Origin of the sequence: Paenibacillus sp. FSL K6-1096 (assembly GCF_037977055.1) — a bacterium.
In the GTDB taxonomy this organism is placed as follows: Bacteria; Bacillota; Bacilli; order Paenibacillales; family Paenibacillaceae; genus Paenibacillus_AQ.
In genome coordinates, this window is record NZ_CP150274.1 from 4,802,634 (window position 1) to 4,817,741 (window position 15,108).

A 15,108-nucleotide genomic window follows, 5' to 3' on the forward strand; every position below is an offset into this window, starting at 1 on the left:
GGCTGGCGTCGGGTGAGCGGGCGGAATGTAGTTGGAAAACCGATCACAATTGGCTGGCGTGGGGTGAGCGGGCGGAATGTAGTTGGAAAACCGATTACAATTGGCTGGCGGGGTGGGCGTGGGCGGAATGTAGTTGGAAAACCGATTAAATTCGGCCAAGCGTGCGGCAACCAGTGTGAAGAGCTAACAAGGTCCGTTACAGGAAAGAAGAGGCTAATGTATTTTGTACATCAGATTTAAGGAAAATTGGCTCTGTAACATGTTCTGTTGTACTTCGTACACGCCTGTTGATTAGCTAAATTATGGGAATGTAAGATTATTAGTCAAAAAAGTAATCCATTCTACGGGTAATCGTTGCAGCGTAAATAAGCGGTCAAAATCGGCAAACGTTAGTTTGGCGCTCCAATGAACCACTGCATTTCCTTTGTCAAAGAGGAATTTCAATAACACATAAACCAGTAAAGCGGTATACAACTGTCCGTACACAGCATTGGGTGTGGTCCCAAATAAGGTTGGAATGTTTAAATGCTGCTTAATCCAGCGAAAAAACACTTCGATCTGCCACCGCTTCTTGTAAATTTCTGCAATCCGCTCAGCGGAGTGCCAGTGCAGATTCGTAGCAAGAATCACCGGGTTGCCTTGTGGGTCTCTTAGAATTACTACGCGAAAACGGTTCTTGGAAAGCCGTTGTCCTTTTCCTAATTGGCAGGTGAAATCTTGTTCGAGAGTTCCTGTGAAGGGTTCGCTTCGTATCCGGGCAACCGGGGACTGAAAGAGCGTGTTGTCCCGAAGCCGAATGACAAAGCATTGGTGCTGCTCCAGATACTCATCGAATCGTTTGTGACTGCCATACGCCCGATCGGCTACGATAATAAACCGTTTGTCGATCAGCTCGGGACAGCTTTTAAAATCATGGGAATTCCCTGTGGTCTCGGTCACCTTAAAGAGCCGGCCTTCATCGGCCACCACCGACACGTGTAATTTGATTCCTGCGCGTTCGCCTTTCAGCGGAGCCCAAGGAAGCCGTTCTTTCCCGACGGTAATTTTGGTGGAATCGACGAGAAGTAAGGCTTTGGGAATCCCTAAATGTCTTCGGGTCGAGCGATTACACAGATCAATCATGAGGTTCAGCAATTGCTTAAAAAGCTCGAAGGGAACATCTTTCGCTTTTTTGGAAAGCGTTGAATGGTCTACGGGTCTAAGGCCGCTGGAATCCATGCGTACTTCACCATCCCGATATCCCTCCCACTGCTGGAACGAAGCCTCCGCCAAGAATAAAAAGAGGTCATAGACGGTAAACTTTCTTGCTGTATCGACATATTCAAGTTCTTGAAGAAACGGTGAGAGTTTCTCTTCAGGAATCACTAATTGCAGAATGTTCGAGATTGAAGTAGACTTTTTCATGAGGTCGCCTCGTTTCGGATGTTTGTAGGGGTACAAACACTTTACCGAATGAGCGGCCTTTTTGCTACCTTTTTTTGGCTAATCAACAGGCCTGTACTTCGTACATCAGATTTTCCTAATTCAGCCCGTTTGATGGGAGTACGTTATAATCAATTGCACGAAATACAGCAGAATGCGCTATCGGCAGCTTTTACAGTCATTCTGTTGTACAGAATACAATCAGCACGTTATCCTTGAGGCGATGGCGATGGCGATGGCGATGGCGATGGCGATGGCGATGGCGATGGCGATGGCGATGGCGGTGGCAATGGCGGTGGCGGTGGTGCAGGCGGTGATGCAGGAGGAGGCGCAGGCGTATGAGGCATGGGAGTGTTCCGTCAGAGCAGCGGGGAGTGTCCGCGATTGATGCAGCTTGTCTATAGACATACACGGGAATAGTAGATATGATGGTCTGAGAATATTAAAATTTAAGAGCTTTGGAACAGGTGCAGATTGCCAGGAAACAGGCCGCTGTCGGCAAAAGACGGCAAGGGCCGGATACGTGCGCAATCTGCTTAAAAGGGAAGACCGGTGTAATTCCGGCGCGGTCCCGCCACTGTAAATGCCAGCGACTCCCGGGAAGCCACTGTCTGCGTAGCGGATGGGAAGGCGGGAGAAGTGATGAAGCATCAGCCAGGAGACCTGCCTGTTTCGCCTATGTTTCGATTCTTCGGGGGTAAGAATGCAGAAGCAGATACCGGTCCTAACAAAGGCTGCATATGAGAGAGTTGCTCATTACAGCCGCATCTATGGTATTCTTCCCCGGCCGCCCTGCATAGGGCGGTCTTTACGTTGCCGCCGCAGCTGTATCTGCGGAGGAAGCAGGCTTCATCCATTCTATTTCAGGAAAGAGGTTAGCTATGAAGAACCATCATCAATCTTCCAGATTCATGCGGCTGGTACTGGCCGCCGTTATGCTGTTCACGCTGCTGGGAACGGCTGCGGCTCCGGCCGGAGCGGCTTCGGCCCAGACGGATGCTGCCGCAGCACCAGCTTCTGCACAGTCCGCCGGACTGGCAGCCAGCGTCACCAGTGCAGTCTATGCCACTGCGGAGCTTGTACTTAAGAACGGAGTCCAGTCGGACTGGCAGGCGATCGGGCTGGCGCAAGCAGGCTACAAGGTGCCGGCGAGCTATTTGAAGGCGCTTGAGGACAAGGTTGCTGCGGCGAAGGGTGTTTTTGGCCGAGCTACGGACTATGCGCGGATTACGCTTGCTGTGAAGGCGCTGGGCGGCGATCCGGCGAATGTGGCCGGCTACAATCTGATCGAGAAGCTCTACAATCATGATGGAATCGCCGGGCAGACGCTGAACAATGCCGTGTATGCACTGCTTGCGCTGGATTCGGGAAGCTACAGCATCCCGGCAACGGCGAAGTGGACACCGGCCAAGCTGCTGGCTGAGATTCTGGCTAAGCAGAACACGGACGGCGGCTTTACCTTGACCACGGGTGCAAGTGATCCCGATATGACCGCGATGGTACTGACGGCACTGGCCGCGCACAAGAATGAGCCGGCTGTGAATACGGCCGGACAGCGGGCGGCAGCGTGGCTGGCGAAGGCACAGGACAAGAACGGCGGCTACGGCGACAGCAGCGAGAGTGTCGCGCAGGCGATTATCGGCCTGTCGTCCTTCGGCATTGATCCGGCCGGAGCAGAGTACACCAAAGGCCAGGTCAACCTGGTCAGCAAGCTGCTGAGCTTCAGCGCAGCCGGCGGCGGGTTCGCCCACACCGCAGGCGGCAGCTACAATGCGCTGTCTACGGAGCAGGCGCTTGAGGCGCTGGCAGCGTACCAGCTGTTTGGTGCCGGAGGCAAGCTGTTTGATCTGAGCAATGCAGCTGTCAAGAATCCTCAGGTTACCGTATCGGTTACAATAGAAGGTCCTAATGCAACCCTGGCGGAAGGCAGCGTATACGCCGGCAATGTGCTGAAGGCACTGGAGAAGACGGCTGCGGCCAAGGGCGTGTCCCTGGTTAATGAAGCAGGTAATTATGTGACCGGCATCGGCGGCGTGAACGCGGGAACCTATGGCGGATACGATGGCTGGATGTATGTGGTGTCGCGCGGCGGGGAATGGATTTATCCGAGCGTCGGCATGGGCGATTTTGCGCTGGAGGAGAACGACCGGGTTGTGGTCTATTACGGCGGGGATAACACGCAGGTGGTAGACTCTGTGATTCTTACTCCTGCACAGCCGCAGCCGGGACAAGAGCTTACGCTCAAAATCACCCAAAAAACCTGGGTCTGGAATCAAGCCACCTCCACCTCTGATCCGGTCAGCTCACCAGCGGCAGGGGTGCAGGTAACAATCGGCGGAAAGACAGTGGCAACCAATGATGCGGGGGTAGCGGTCATTGCCGGAGGCCTGCCTGCGAATAAATATACCCTGGTCATTACGGGGTATCTGAAGGACAAGACTCCTGCGATTGTGCGCCATACCGTGCCGGTGACGGTGGCATCTGCGGAGGCTGACCGTCCGAAGTTCAGCGATGTGAAGTCGATCTCGCCATGGGCGCTGGAGTCCGTATACAAGGCGTATGACCGCAAGCTGATGAATGGTGTAAGCGGCAAAGAGCTGGTGTTTGCACCGAAGCAGAACCTTACCCGGGCGGAGCTGGCAGCACTGCTGCTGAGACTGACCGGACAAGAGCCGTCAGCGGCTACTTCTGCTCAAGCTTTCAGTGATGTGAAGCCGGATGCATGGTATTATGGAACAGTGAACAAAGCGAAGGAACTGGGCATCATCAGCGGAGTGAACAGCACGACCTTCAAGCCGGACGGTCTGGTAACCCGCCAGGATATGGCGGTGATGCTCGTTAGAGCCTTCAAGCTGGATGCGGCTGTAGGTGCGGGCCAGTTCACCGATGAAGACAAGATCAGCGATTATGCGTTATCTGCAGTCCGCATGGTAACGGGTCTCGGATATATGAGCGGAACAGGTGGCGCTTTTGATCCTGCGGGTATAGTAACCCGTGAGATGGCCGCGGCTGTAGCGGTAAGATTGCCTTAGGATTAGCATAGCTCGTCTTAAAGAAAGCATAGAGTTACGGAGGAACGGGGAACAGGGAGACTGCCCCCGTTCTTTTCCCTTTTTGTGGAGGTGTAGAGGACCATGTTCAGACGAATACAATCCGTGCTGCGCAGGGCAGCCGTCCCGCTGCTGCTGGCCCTGCTGCTCGCCGGCTGCGCTGCGCCGCAGCCGGAGCAGGCCGGCGGCGGCACCGCCCCGCCCGCCGCCGAAACCCCGGCCGCGCAGACGCCGCGGCCGGAAGGCACTGCCATACCCTCCGCTGCGGCGGACGGTATGGCAGCTCCCGCGCGCAGCAGCAAGCCTGCTGCTGCAACGCCTCCGGCAGCGGCGGAGCCAGCCGCGCCGACCGCCCCAGTGCGCAGCAGCAAGCCCGCTGCGCAAGCCCCGGCAGCGGCCAAGCCAGCCGCGCCGACCGCCCCAGTGCGCAGCAGCAAGCCCGCTGCGCAAGCCCCGGCGGCGGCCGAATCAGCCGCGCCAACAGCCCCCGCGCGCAGCAGCAAGCCTGCTGCGGCAACACCCCCGGCGGCTACAGCCAAGCCGCCGCGCCAGGCGGAGAGCGTCACGCTCTCCATCACCGGCGATAAGGAGCATGGGGTGATTCTCACCGCTGCCGAGTATGAGATCAAGCAGAACGAGACTGTGCTGGAGCTGCTGAAGCGGATTACGCGCGGGCAGAAGATTCAGATGGAATATCAGGGCAGCGGGGCATTTGCCTATGTGGAGGGTATAGATAACCTATATGAATCTGACCATGGTCCCGAGAGCGGCTGGATGTACAAGGTGAACGGGGAATTCCCGGACAAGGCGGCAGGGAGCTTGACCCTGCAGCCGGGAGATACGGTTGAGTGGCTGTACACCCTGGATCTTGGCAAAGACCTGGGAGCCAAGACGCCATGAACAGCGGCTTCCGGTCCATGCATCCGGTCGTGGCTCTGCTGTATTATGCAGGGCTGCTGCTGTTTGCACTGCTGATCTTTCACCCGCTGTTCCTGGTGACGGAGATAGCGGGGCTGCTGGCGCTCCTGCTGCTGCAGGGACAGGGGAAGCTGGTCCGGCGCAGCCTGCCGTTCATGCTGCTGACGGCCGCTTCTGTAGCCTTGCTGAATCCGCTGTTCTCGCACCGGGGAGCGCATATCCTGTTCTACTGGCTCGACCAGCCGGTTACACTTGAGGCCGTGCTGTACGGGCTGATGATGACAGCCGTGCTGCTGTCGGTCTTCCTCTGGTTCATCTCTTACCAATATACCGTTACTACAGATAAGTTCATGTACCTCTTCGCATCGGCTGCGCCGAGAACAGCCCTGCTGACGCTGATGACCCTCCGGTTCGTTCCTTTGTTCCGGCGGCGGCTGCAGCAGATTACCCTGATCCAGCGCCTGCGCGGTGTGGATACCCGTACCGGGAGCCTCAAGAAGCGGATGCGGGACGGGATGACCCTGCTGAAAATTCTGCTCACCTGGTCACTGGAAGAAGCGCTGCAGACAGGAGACTCTATGACCGCCCGCGGCTATGGTATTGCCAAACGGAGCAGCTACAGTATATATAAGGCGGACTTGCAGGATAAGCTGGTCCTGCTGCTGCTGACAGTCAGCGCCGCCGTTACCCTGCTGTTCTGGGTTCAGGGGTCCGGCAGGCTGGAAATTTACCCGCGCATGAGACCCATGGAATTCGGCTGGACCGAGGCCGTGATGTACGGCAGCTTCTGCCTGTTCGTACTGCTGCCTGCGGCACTGGAAGGAAAGGAGAAATGGTTATGGAGATCCTCAGAGCGGAGAGCTTATCCTTCCGCTATCCCGAAGCAGACCGGGACTCACTTCATGAGCTCTCGTTCACAATAGAAGAGGGCGAATTCGTAGTGCTCTGCGGTCCCTCCGGCAGCGGCAAAACCACCCTGCTCCGCCATCTGAAGCGCGGACTTGCTCCGGTAGGCACGCTAAGCGGAATCCTGGCCTACAAAGGGCAGCCGCTGGACCGGCTTCCGGAAGCCGTGGCGGCAGGGGAGATCGGCATGGTCTTCCAGCACCCGGACGCGCAGATCGTGATGGATACCGTCTGGCATGAGCTGGCCTTCTCGATGGAGAACCTGGGGATGCCGCCGGCGGTGATGCGGACCCGGCTGGCCGAGATCTGCGGCTGGTTCGGGCTGGAGCCGCTGCTGTACCAGCCGGTGCATGAGCTGTCCGGCGGACAGAAGCAGCTGCTGAATCTGGCTTCGGTGCTGCTGCTCCAGCCCCGGGTGCTGCTCCTGGACGAACCGACCTCACAACTTGATCCGGTAGCGGCGCGGGAGTTCCTTACAGCGCTCCAGCGGCTGAATGAGGAGATGTCCGTTACCGTGATCATCAGCGAGCACCGGCTGGAGGAGGTGCTGCCGCTGGCGGACCGGGTGATTATGCTGGACGGCGGTATCCTGAAGGCAGATGCCGACCCCCGCACCTTTGCCGGTCATACCGGCGGGGAATTGGCGGCGGCACGGGATTATCTGCCCGCGGCGGCGCGTCTGTATCTGCCGCTGGCCCCGGAAGCGGCGGCAGCCGCACCGGAGACGATTCCGCTGACCGTGCGCGAGGGCAGGCGCTGGCTGCATTCCCAGGCAGCCGCCCAGCCTGCCGTCTCCGGCACCGGGACCGGGCAGCTGTCTGTACTTCCGACTGCTCACGGATTCCGCCAGGAATCCGCCTCGGCCTCTGCCGCCCATGCTCCAGCCCCTTCCCCTAGCGGTGTCCTGCTCACCTGCCGCGAGGTTACCTTCCGCTACGCGAAGGAGGAGCAGGAGGTGCTGAAGAAGCTCTCACTGACGCTTCGGCAGGGCGAATTCCTGGCGGTCATGGGCGGCAACGGCGCGGGCAAGTCGACGCTGCTGCATGTGCTCAGCGGGCTGCTGAAGCCGCAGCGCGGCAAGACGGAGCTGGCCAGAGGGAAGAAGACAGCCCTGCTAGCCCAGAATCCGCTGCTCTATTTCAGCCATGACACCGTGGCTGAGGAGCTGAGGCATATGGCCGGCTACGCCGGGCTGACCGGTGAAGAGGCAGAGCGTGAGATCGCAGCGCTGCTGGATGTTTTCCGGCTCCGGGAGGTGCTGGAGAGCCATCCGCATGACTTAAGCGGCGGACAGCAGCAGCAGGCGGCCCTCGCCATGATGATGCTGCTGAAGCCGGATATTCTGCTGCTGGATGAGCCGACCAAGGGTCTCGATCCGGCCGCCAAGGACAGGCTGGCAGCGCTGCTCCAGGAGCTGCGCGACCAGGGGGCAAGCATTCTAATGGTTACACATGATGTGGAGTTTGCCGCCCGGCATGTGACCCGCTGCGCCCTGCTGTTTGACGGGAGCATCACGGCGGACGGCCCGCCGGCAGAGTTCTTCAGCAGCAATTACTACTATACTACGGCAGTGAACCGGATGGTGCGGGACTGGCTGCCGCAGGCATTGACGACAGAGGATGTGATGAAGGCATGGCCCGCTACCGCTTACCGCTCCTGACCGCGCTGGGCTTATGCGTAGCGGCGCTGGCGCTGGCATCAGCTTTTATGGAGCGCCATTATGTGCTGCTGAGCGGGGTGCTGCTGCTGGCCGCGCTGCTGCCGCTATTGATCCGTCTGGAGCGCCGGCCCCTTCAGTCCCGTGAACTGGTGCTGCTCGCTGTCTTGTCGGCGGTCGCTGCGGTCAGCCGGATTCCGTTCGCCGCGCTGCCGGGAGTGAAGCCTGTATCGGCTGTGGTGATTCTATCCGCGTATGTCTTCGGCGCAGAGGCGGGCTTCGTCATCGGTGCGGTAGCCGCACTGGTCTCCAATATATACTTCGGGCAGGGCCCGTGGACCCCGTGGCAGATGTTCGCCTGGGGCATGACCGGGCTTACTGCAGGCTGGCTGCGGAACAGCTGGCTGCTGCGGAGGCGGGCCGGACTGCTCGCTTTTGGCTTCATCTGGGGATTCCTGTTCGGCTGGATTATGAATATCTGGGTGCTGCTCAGCCTGCCGGATGCCTTCAGCTGGAAGCTGGTTGCGGTTACGTTCGCGGCGAGCTTTTACTTCGACCTGGCTCATGCCTTATCCAATGTGTTCTTCCTGGCTGTTCTTGCCGGGGGATGGACCAAGGTATTGCAGCGTTTCCGCAAGAAATACGGGCTTCTTCAAGAGTGACAAACGGACAGTATAGACGGCTGAAACGGTGCCCGAAGGCGAGTGAACGGTGCGATTCCTCTTTTTTCGACAAAATTTGCATTGGACCATCAACAATCTGACGTAACTCTCCGATAAATGAAGTTAGCACGATACCGAGAAGGCGGGATTACGGAATGAGACATCTGAAGATTAAGCATAAGATGATTGTATTGATAACGGTAATTATAGTCCTGCTGATTGGCATCGGGGCTACCGGTATGCTGACAACCACGCAGATGGCGGAGCGCTCAGAGGAGACCTACCAGCAGAATCTGCAGCCCATTTATTACATTACCGAGATCCGCGGGAATAACCGGGCGATTGAATCCTTCCTGCTGGAGGCGCTGATTACCCCGAATGCGGTGAAGCGGCTGGAGTTGAAGACAGAGATTCAGAAGAATATCAAGTCGAACAACGAGCTGATGGCCGAGCTGAAAAAGATTGATTTCAAGAATGACAAAATTGCGGGGTATGTGAACGAGTACGTTCTGCTGCTCCCGGATTACCGTTCCCAGCGCGATAACATTATTCATCTGGCGGATAACAATCTGCGGGAAGAAGGGTATCAGGTGTTTACCGGCCCGGCCTTTAATGAGCTGCGCGGCAAAATGGTCAGCCTGCTGGAAGAAACCGCCGCGCTGTTCACACAGGAGGCGGCAGACCACAACATGCAGACGGCCAAGAGTGCTAGGAGCACTGTTCTCCTTAGCGGGCTGCTGATTATGGTGGCTCTGGTCCTCAGTCTGGTCCTTGGTTACCTGATTACTAATCTGATTACGAGACCGCTTAAGGAACTGCAGGGGCTGATGAAGCGGGCCGAAGCGGGGGATCTGACGGCGGCGGCGACGTATCAGTCCAGGGATGAGATTGGCGAGATCAGCTCCTCCTTCAACACGATGCTGGATGGCCTGAAGAGCATGATGCGCGGTGTATCGGAGAGCGCGGAGATTCTGTCGGCGTCCTCCCAGCAGATGAGTGCCAGCGCTGACCAGACGGCCCATGCCTCGCAGATGATCGCCGAGACCTCCGGTGAGATTGCGGCCGGCTTCGAGGTGCAGGCGGAGAGCATTGCGCTTACGGCGCAGTCGGTCCGTACCATGAGCTATGATATTGCCGAAGCCCGGCACAGCAGCAATGAGATGAGCAGCCTGATGGAACAGGCCGCTTTATCTGCGGACCGGGGCTTCGAGGCAGTGGAGCAGATTCTCGGGCAGATGCGCGAGATTGATTCCAGTGTCTCGGCAGGCCGGCAGATCGTCGGCAATCTGGGCAGCCTGTCCGAGGAGATCAACACGATCATCACGACCATTAATGAAATTGCTGCACAGACCAATCTGCTGTCGCTGAATGCTTCCATCGAAGCAGCCCGGGCGGGGGAGCACGGCCGCGGCTTCGCTGTGGTGGCTGGTGAGATCCGCCAGCTGGCCGAGGCTACCGGCAGAAGCTCGCTGCGGATTACGGAGATCATTAGCCACATCCGGCAGCAGACGGAAAGTGCCGTTGAAGCGATGGAGCAAGGCTCTGGAATTGTCTCTCAAGGCGTGGCACAGAGTGAAGTGGTGTCGGCGGCTTTTGCAGCGATCCAGTCCTCCATTCAGGCTGCCGGCGAGCAGACCGAACAGATCTCTCTGGTGATTACCCATGTGGCCCAGGAGTCGGAGGGGGTAGCCAAGTCCATGACCCAGGTGAATGAAATCTCGCGCAAGGGCGCCGAGGAGGTACAGGGCACCAGCGAAGCAAGCAAGGAGCAGCTCACCGCGATGGGCGAGATGTCCTCCTCTGCCCAATACCTGGCCACCCTGGCCGAGGACCTGCAGAAAGCGCTGGCCCGGTTCCGGCTATAACACACATCGGCAAGCCACCCCCGGCCCTAGAGCCGCAGCTGCCCGGTTTAACTTCGGTTGAGCCGGGTTTTTGATCGTACCGCAACTAATACCACCCGGTCCGCGTAGATAATGTTGCCCGGGGGCAAGATTCGGGTATAAGCTAGTAGCTCATCAGGTTTAAACGTATGAGAAATACTTTAACTAATGGCTTGCTGAGGGGCTGCCTCACCCCGATTAGGGTGAGAGGGGGAGGCTTAATTGCAATTCGTACAACTAAATCTTCCGATGTGCCGCCAAACCTCCGTTTAGATGTAGTTCGTGCAATTAAAATGCCCCTATACCTGGATTTTTGCTGATACGGGCAAGTTTAGTTGTACAGACTACAATTAGAAAAGGAAGTCCACCCGTTTCACTGTTTTTAGGTGCACAGAATACACTTATCCAAGTTTTTTCGCTACGAACGGAGCTTCATCCCTTACCACATTTATGGAATGAAATCACTTGTTTAATTCTGATGGTCTACTAGTAAGTCTTCAAGGAGGCATGTCTAATCATGAAAAATCAAGCATGGAAGCTGGCAATCGTTCCAGCATTACTATTGACCCTTGCGGCCTGCAGCTCCAATCAGGCGGCCGATCCTGCGGTTACGCCAAGCCCGGAGAACACGGCGGCACCTGTAGAGGCATCGGGCCAGCCCACAGTCCAGCCTACGGCACAAGCATCGGCTACCCCGGCACCTGCCACAGCTCCCGCTGCATCCCCGGTTCCGGTAAGAGAAATCACACCGTACAAGAATATATCCATCACCGACTGGAGAGACGATAAGACGGTTATCGTGGCCAAGGCGAACGAGAAGCTCGGCCCCATCCAATCGGGAGAACTGGCAGGCTCCCTTCCGCAGAGCTTGTATTTCTTCCATCTGGATACCGGGGAATATGAATTGATAGTGGAGAAGGACAATATGATGCTGGGGGATGCGACACTGTCCGCCGATAACAAATTCCTGCTCTATAGTGAATTCTCCCTTGGAGATCCTGCGTACATTATTATGGACCTGGGGGGCAAAAAGCCCTTCACGATCAAGAGTGATGCCACCAGCGGAGCCATGGGTGCACAGTGGGCGGATAAGGATACGGTGATTGGACCTGCTTATAGCGGCGGCGCTTATACAGCGACGACTTCCGCAAAGATTGCTCCGGTTGAGGGCTTAAGCGGGGAAGGACTGATTGTGGTCAGGCAAATCAAGGATAAGATTTACTACACCAGCAATTCGAGTGATACCCTGCAGACGCTGGACCTGAAGACTAAGGAAAAGGCTGCGCTGAAGCTTCAAAGGGTCGGCGGTGTATACCCTTCACCGGATGAGGAGCAGATGCTGGTGCTGCAATATAAGGATGCCGGACAGGCGCTGCTGCTAAGTGATACAGACGGATCGAATCAGCGGACCCTTGCGGAAGGGGCAGAGCTTGGCGGTGTCTCCTGGGCATCCGATCAGCGGCTGGTTGCCTATAGTATAGTTAGTGAGGCGAACGGGAAACGGTCCAGCACCCTGTACATTTATGATCTGGCCGCAGACCAGTCCACAGAGATTACTGCGGGCAACGGGAATCTGACCACGGCCTGGAGCCCGTCGGGCCGGGAGCTGGCTTATACGGATTGGACAGAGCAGGGGAATAACAGCGGTGTCGTTCATTTAAAATATTGAATATAAAGAAGCCCGCCTCCGGTAATATACCGGAAGCGGGCTTCTTTGATTACACTCTGGCTCTAAGCATACCAGCCCCATACGAAGATGAACAGGGTGCCGAAGATCGTGACCAGAGCGACGAACATGGCGTAGCCGATGTTGAGGTACAGCTCTTTTTTGGAATCGGCCGATTCTCCGATGTGCATGAACACAAACAGCTGCAGCGAAGCCTGGATCAGTGCGGTAACGAGCAGCACGACCATATTGGCGCTTGCGGACAGGTCTCCGTAGATCACAACCAGCGCAGCGGCAGAGAGGACCAGAGAGGCTACATAACCCATCACATGCTTAATTGGGAATAGTTGCTTCATCATGTCACATCAGTCCTTTCAGGTAGACGAAGCTGAAGATAAAGATCCAGACAACATCTAAGAAGTGCCAGAACAAGGAGAAGATGAACGTTTTGTTGGCGGTAGCCGGCGTAATGCCGCGCTTCCACAGCTGAATCATAATACCGATGCCCCACAGCAGACCGAAGCTGACGTGAAGTCCGTGCGTTCCCAGCAGGACGAACAGGCTGGAGAGGAATCCGCTGGTCTGCAGCGTAGCACCCTCATGCACGTAAGTGAAGAATTCATCGATTTCAATGCCGACAAAAGCCAGACCCATCAGCAGCGTGATCGCCATGAAGACCATCATCGCTTTCTTATAGCCATGCCGCATGGCATGGACGGCAAGGCCGATGGTGAAGGAGCTCGTCAGCAGCAGGAAGGTCTCCATCAGCACCGGGCCGATTTCGAACAGCTCGCTGCCGCTAGGTCCGCTGGCATAGCGGTTCACCATGACGAAGTAGACGGTGAACAGCGTAGCGAAGAGCGGGATTTCGGCGCCGAGGAACACCCAGAAGCCGAAGATCTTATTGCTGTTCTCTTCCGTTGAATATTCGAGCGGCTTGGACGCATCTATTTTCATACAGTCTCACCCCGCATCAATTTCTTTTCGGTAGCCTTAACTTCATCTACGGAAATGTAGTAGCCGCTGTCCTGATCGAAGGACATGAAGGCCAGCATGATGATCACGCCAATTCCGGAGACAATTGCCGGAATCCACATGCTGAATACCAGGAAGAAGCCAAGGAAGAAGAAGATTACACCCAGAATGAACGGCTTGCCGGTATTGCTTGGCATATGAATCTTGGTGATTGTTTTGTCATCGTAGAGCGGAATGTTCTCGTGCTTCGCGGACCACAAGGCATCGCGGGTCTTCACCTTAGGAACAATGGCGAAGTTGTAGACCGGCATCGGGCTGTGTGTCGCCCATTCCAGCGTACGGCCATCCCATGGGTCATTCGTCTCGTCACGCGGCATGTAGCGGGTACTCCAGTAGATGTTGTACACCAGCAGCACGAATCCGATGGCCAGACCTACGGCCCCGACGAAGCTCAGCATATTGAGCGGACCGAAGCCTGTTTCCTCCGAGTATGTGTACATACGCCGTGTCATACCCATGAGGCCCAGGAAGAACAACGGGAAGAAGGTCACATTGAAGGAAATAACGATCCACCAGAAGGAATGCTTGCCCAGCCGTTCGTTCAGGCGGAAGCCGAACACTTTCGGGAACCAGTAGTAGAACCCGGCGATAACCGCGAATACAGCACCCGGAATCAGCACGTAGTGGAAGTGCGCAACCAGGAACATCGTGTTGTGATACTGGTAGTCGGCACTGGCCATCGCGAGCATGACACCGGTCACGCCGCCGATCGTGAAGATCGGAATAAAGGCGAGGGTGTACAGCATCGGTGTAGTGAAGCTGATCCTGCCTTTACGTAAGGTGAACAGCCAGTTGAATATTTTGACCCCGGTCGGTACGGCAATGGCCATCGTGGTGATCGAGAAGAAGCTGTTGACCATTGCGCCTTGGCCCATTGTATAGAAATGGTGCGCCCATACAAGGAAAGACAGGAGCGAGATAATCAGCATACTGAATACCATAGAGGTATAGCCGTACAGGTTCTTCTTGGAGAAGGTGGCGATAATCTCGCTATAGATCCCGAAGGCCGGGAGTATGACGATATATACCTCAGGATGTCCCCAGACCCAGAACAGGTTGGCCCAGAGCATATCCATCCCGCCGTTGGCCATCGTGAAGAACTGTGAGCCGAACAGGCGGTCGAACATCATCAGCGCCAGCGCTACGGTAAGCACCGGGAAGGCGAAGACGATAATAATGTTGGTGATGAGTACGGACCAGGTGAACATCGGCATTTTCATCAGCGTCATGCCTGGGGCCCGCATCTTCAGAATCGTTACAATGAAGTTCACCCCTGTGATCAGCGTCCCGATACCGGAAATCTGCAGCGCCAGGGAGTAATAGTTGTTGCCGACGGTCGGGCTGAACTCAATACTTGCCAGCGGGAAGTACGCTGACCATCCGGCATCCGGCGATCCGCCGATGACGAAGGAGATATTGAGCAGCATGGCTCCGAAGAAGAAGAGCCAGAAGCTGACGGCGTTAAGCCGCGGGAACGCGACGTCGCGCGCGCCGATCTGCAGCGGAATGATCACGTTCATCAGACCGATAATGAACGGCATCGCCATGAACAGGATCATGATCAGACCGTGGGTCGTGAAGACCTCGTTGTAGTGCTGCGCATCCAGGAACTTCATTTCCGGGGCAGCGGTCTGCAGCCGCATCATCATGGCGTCCACACCGCCGCGGAATAGCATGAGCAGCGCCGCGAGGATGTACATGACGCCGATCTTTTTGTGATCGACCGTGGTTAACCATTCACGCCACAGGTACCGCCATTTCTTGAAATAGGTAAGCCCGACGATGATCCCGATGGTGGCCAGCGCGATGCTGACCATGGCGCCATAGATCAGGGGTTCGCCGTGAACCTTAAATTTGTCTAAATCCATTAGGGTGGCTCCTTTCAGTGTGTTGCATTAAGCTCCTCTCA

Annotated in this window: 12 protein-coding genes and 1 riboswitch; of the genes, 8 read left to right on the forward strand and 4 right to left on the reverse strand. The window is 56.5% G+C overall.

What is annotated here, in order from left to right; genetic code table 11:
* Positions 1–300 precede the first annotated feature (300 nt).
* Positions 301–1,404, reverse strand: a complete 1,104-nt coding sequence (locus tag MHI24_RS21180; RefSeq protein ID WP_340020563.1) for an IS4 family transposase — start codon at positions 1,402–1,404, stop codon at positions 301–303.
* Positions 1,405–1,657: 253 nt separating this feature from the next.
* Here MHI24_RS21180 and MHI24_RS21185 point away from each other — a divergent pair, with 253 nt between their 5' ends.
* The 8 genes from MHI24_RS21185 (at position 1,658) to MHI24_RS21220 (ending at position 12,167) form a co-directional block, all read left to right on the forward strand.
* Positions 1,658–1,810 (forward strand): hypothetical protein, encoded by a 153-nt coding sequence (locus tag MHI24_RS21185; RefSeq protein WP_340021498.1) that lies wholly within the window; start codon positions 1,658–1,660, stop codon positions 1,808–1,810.
* Positions 1,811–1,928: 118 nt separating this feature from the next.
* Positions 1,929–2,108: riboswitch (cobalamin riboswitch) on the forward strand.
* Positions 2,109–2,303: 195 nt separating this feature from the next.
* Positions 2,304–4,454, forward strand: coding sequence for an S-layer homology domain-containing protein (locus tag MHI24_RS21190; protein ID WP_340021499.1), 2,151 nt, complete (start codon positions 2,304–2,306; stop codon positions 4,452–4,454).
* Between the two features lie 102 nt (positions 4,455–4,556).
* Positions 4,557–5,372 (forward strand): DUF4430 domain-containing protein, encoded by an 816-nt coding sequence (locus MHI24_RS21195; protein ID WP_340021500.1) that lies wholly within the window; start codon positions 4,557–4,559, stop codon positions 5,370–5,372.
* Positions 5,369–6,313 (forward strand): energy-coupling factor transporter transmembrane component T, encoded by a 945-nt coding sequence (locus tag MHI24_RS21200; RefSeq protein WP_340021501.1) that lies wholly within the window; start codon positions 5,369–5,371, stop codon positions 6,311–6,313. Before MHI24_RS21195 ends, MHI24_RS21200 begins: the two co-directional genes overlap by 4 nt.
* Positions 6,229–7,956 (forward strand): ABC transporter ATP-binding protein, encoded by a 1,728-nt coding sequence (locus MHI24_RS21205; protein ID WP_340021502.1) that lies wholly within the window; start codon positions 6,229–6,231, stop codon positions 7,954–7,956. Before MHI24_RS21200 ends, MHI24_RS21205 begins: the two co-directional genes overlap by 85 nt.
* Entirely contained in the window at positions 7,929–8,615 is a 687-nt protein-coding gene (locus MHI24_RS21210) for an ECF transporter S component (RefSeq protein WP_340021503.1), read from the forward strand. Before MHI24_RS21205 ends, MHI24_RS21210 begins: the two co-directional genes overlap by 28 nt.
* A gap of 155 nt (positions 8,616–8,770) precedes the next feature.
* Positions 8,771–10,480, forward strand: a complete 1,710-nt coding sequence (locus tag MHI24_RS21215) for a methyl-accepting chemotaxis protein (RefSeq protein ID WP_340021504.1) — start codon at positions 8,771–8,773, stop codon at positions 10,478–10,480.
* 535 nt (positions 10,481–11,015) lie between these two features.
* On the forward strand, positions 11,016–12,167 hold the full coding sequence (locus MHI24_RS21220; RefSeq protein ID WP_340021505.1) for a hypothetical protein: 1,152 nt from the start codon (positions 11,016–11,018) through the stop codon (positions 12,165–12,167).
* Between the two features lie 62 nt (positions 12,168–12,229).
* On the opposite strand, the gene qoxD is transcribed toward MHI24_RS21220, so the two are convergent.
* From qoxD to qoxB, 3 genes are read right to left on the reverse strand one after another with little or no spacing between them, the layout of a single operon-like run.
* A complete protein-coding gene (gene qoxD / locus MHI24_RS21225; RefSeq protein WP_340021506.1) occupies positions 12,230–12,523 on the reverse strand; it encodes a cytochrome aa3 quinol oxidase subunit IV in 294 nt (97 codons plus the stop codon).
* Between the two features lies 1 nt (position 12,524).
* Positions 12,525–13,121, reverse strand: a complete 597-nt coding sequence (qoxC, locus tag MHI24_RS21230) for a cytochrome aa3 quinol oxidase subunit III (protein ID WP_340021507.1) — start codon at positions 13,119–13,121, stop codon at positions 12,525–12,527.
* Complete coding sequence (qoxB, locus tag MHI24_RS21235) at positions 13,118–15,067, reverse strand: cytochrome aa3 quinol oxidase subunit I (protein WP_340021508.1); 1,950 nt, start codon at positions 15,065–15,067, stop codon at positions 13,118–13,120. The genes qoxC and qoxB overlap by 4 nt, the downstream gene beginning before the upstream one ends.
* Positions 15,068–15,108 lie beyond the last annotated feature (41 nt).

Bases quoted from the DNA above. Each gene is read 5' to 3' on its own strand.
- MHI24_RS21195 (WP_340021500.1), top strand. From the start codon at position 4,557: ATGTTCAGACGAATACAATCCGTGCTGCGCAGGGCAGCCGTCCCGCTG.
- MHI24_RS21205 (WP_340021502.1), top strand. From the start codon at position 6,229: ATGGAGATCCTCAGAGCGGAGAGCTTATCCTTCCGCTATCCCGAAGCA.
- MHI24_RS21215 (WP_340021504.1), top strand. From the start codon at position 8,771: ATGAGACATCTGAAGATTAAGCATAAGATGATTGTATTGATAACGGTA.
- MHI24_RS21200 (WP_340021501.1), top strand. From the start codon at position 5,369: ATGAACAGCGGCTTCCGGTCCATGCATCCGGTCGTGGCTCTGCTGTAT.
- MHI24_RS21185 (WP_340021498.1), top strand. From the start codon at position 1,658: ATGGCGATGGCGATGGCGATGGCGATGGCGATGGCGATGGCGATGGCG.
- MHI24_RS21220 (WP_340021505.1), top strand. From the start codon at position 11,016: ATGAAAAATCAAGCATGGAAGCTGGCAATCGTTCCAGCATTACTATTG.
- qoxC (WP_340021507.1), bottom strand. From the start codon at position 13,121: ATGAAAATAGATGCGTCCAAGCCGCTCGAATATTCAACGGAAGAGAAC.
- MHI24_RS21210 (WP_340021503.1), top strand. From the start codon at position 7,929: ATGGCCCGCTACCGCTTACCGCTCCTGACCGCGCTGGGCTTATGCGTA.
- qoxD (WP_340021506.1), bottom strand. From the start codon at position 12,523: ATGATGAAGCAACTATTCCCAATTAAGCATGTGATGGGTTATGTAGCC.
- qoxB (WP_340021508.1), bottom strand. From the start codon at position 15,067: ATGGATTTAGACAAATTTAAGGTTCACGGCGAACCCCTGATCTATGGC.
- MHI24_RS21180 (WP_340020563.1), bottom strand. From the start codon at position 1,404: ATGAAAAAGTCTACTTCAATCTCGAACATTCTGCAATTAGTGATTCCT.
- MHI24_RS21190 (WP_340021499.1), top strand. From the start codon at position 2,304: ATGAAGAACCATCATCAATCTTCCAGATTCATGCGGCTGGTACTGGCC.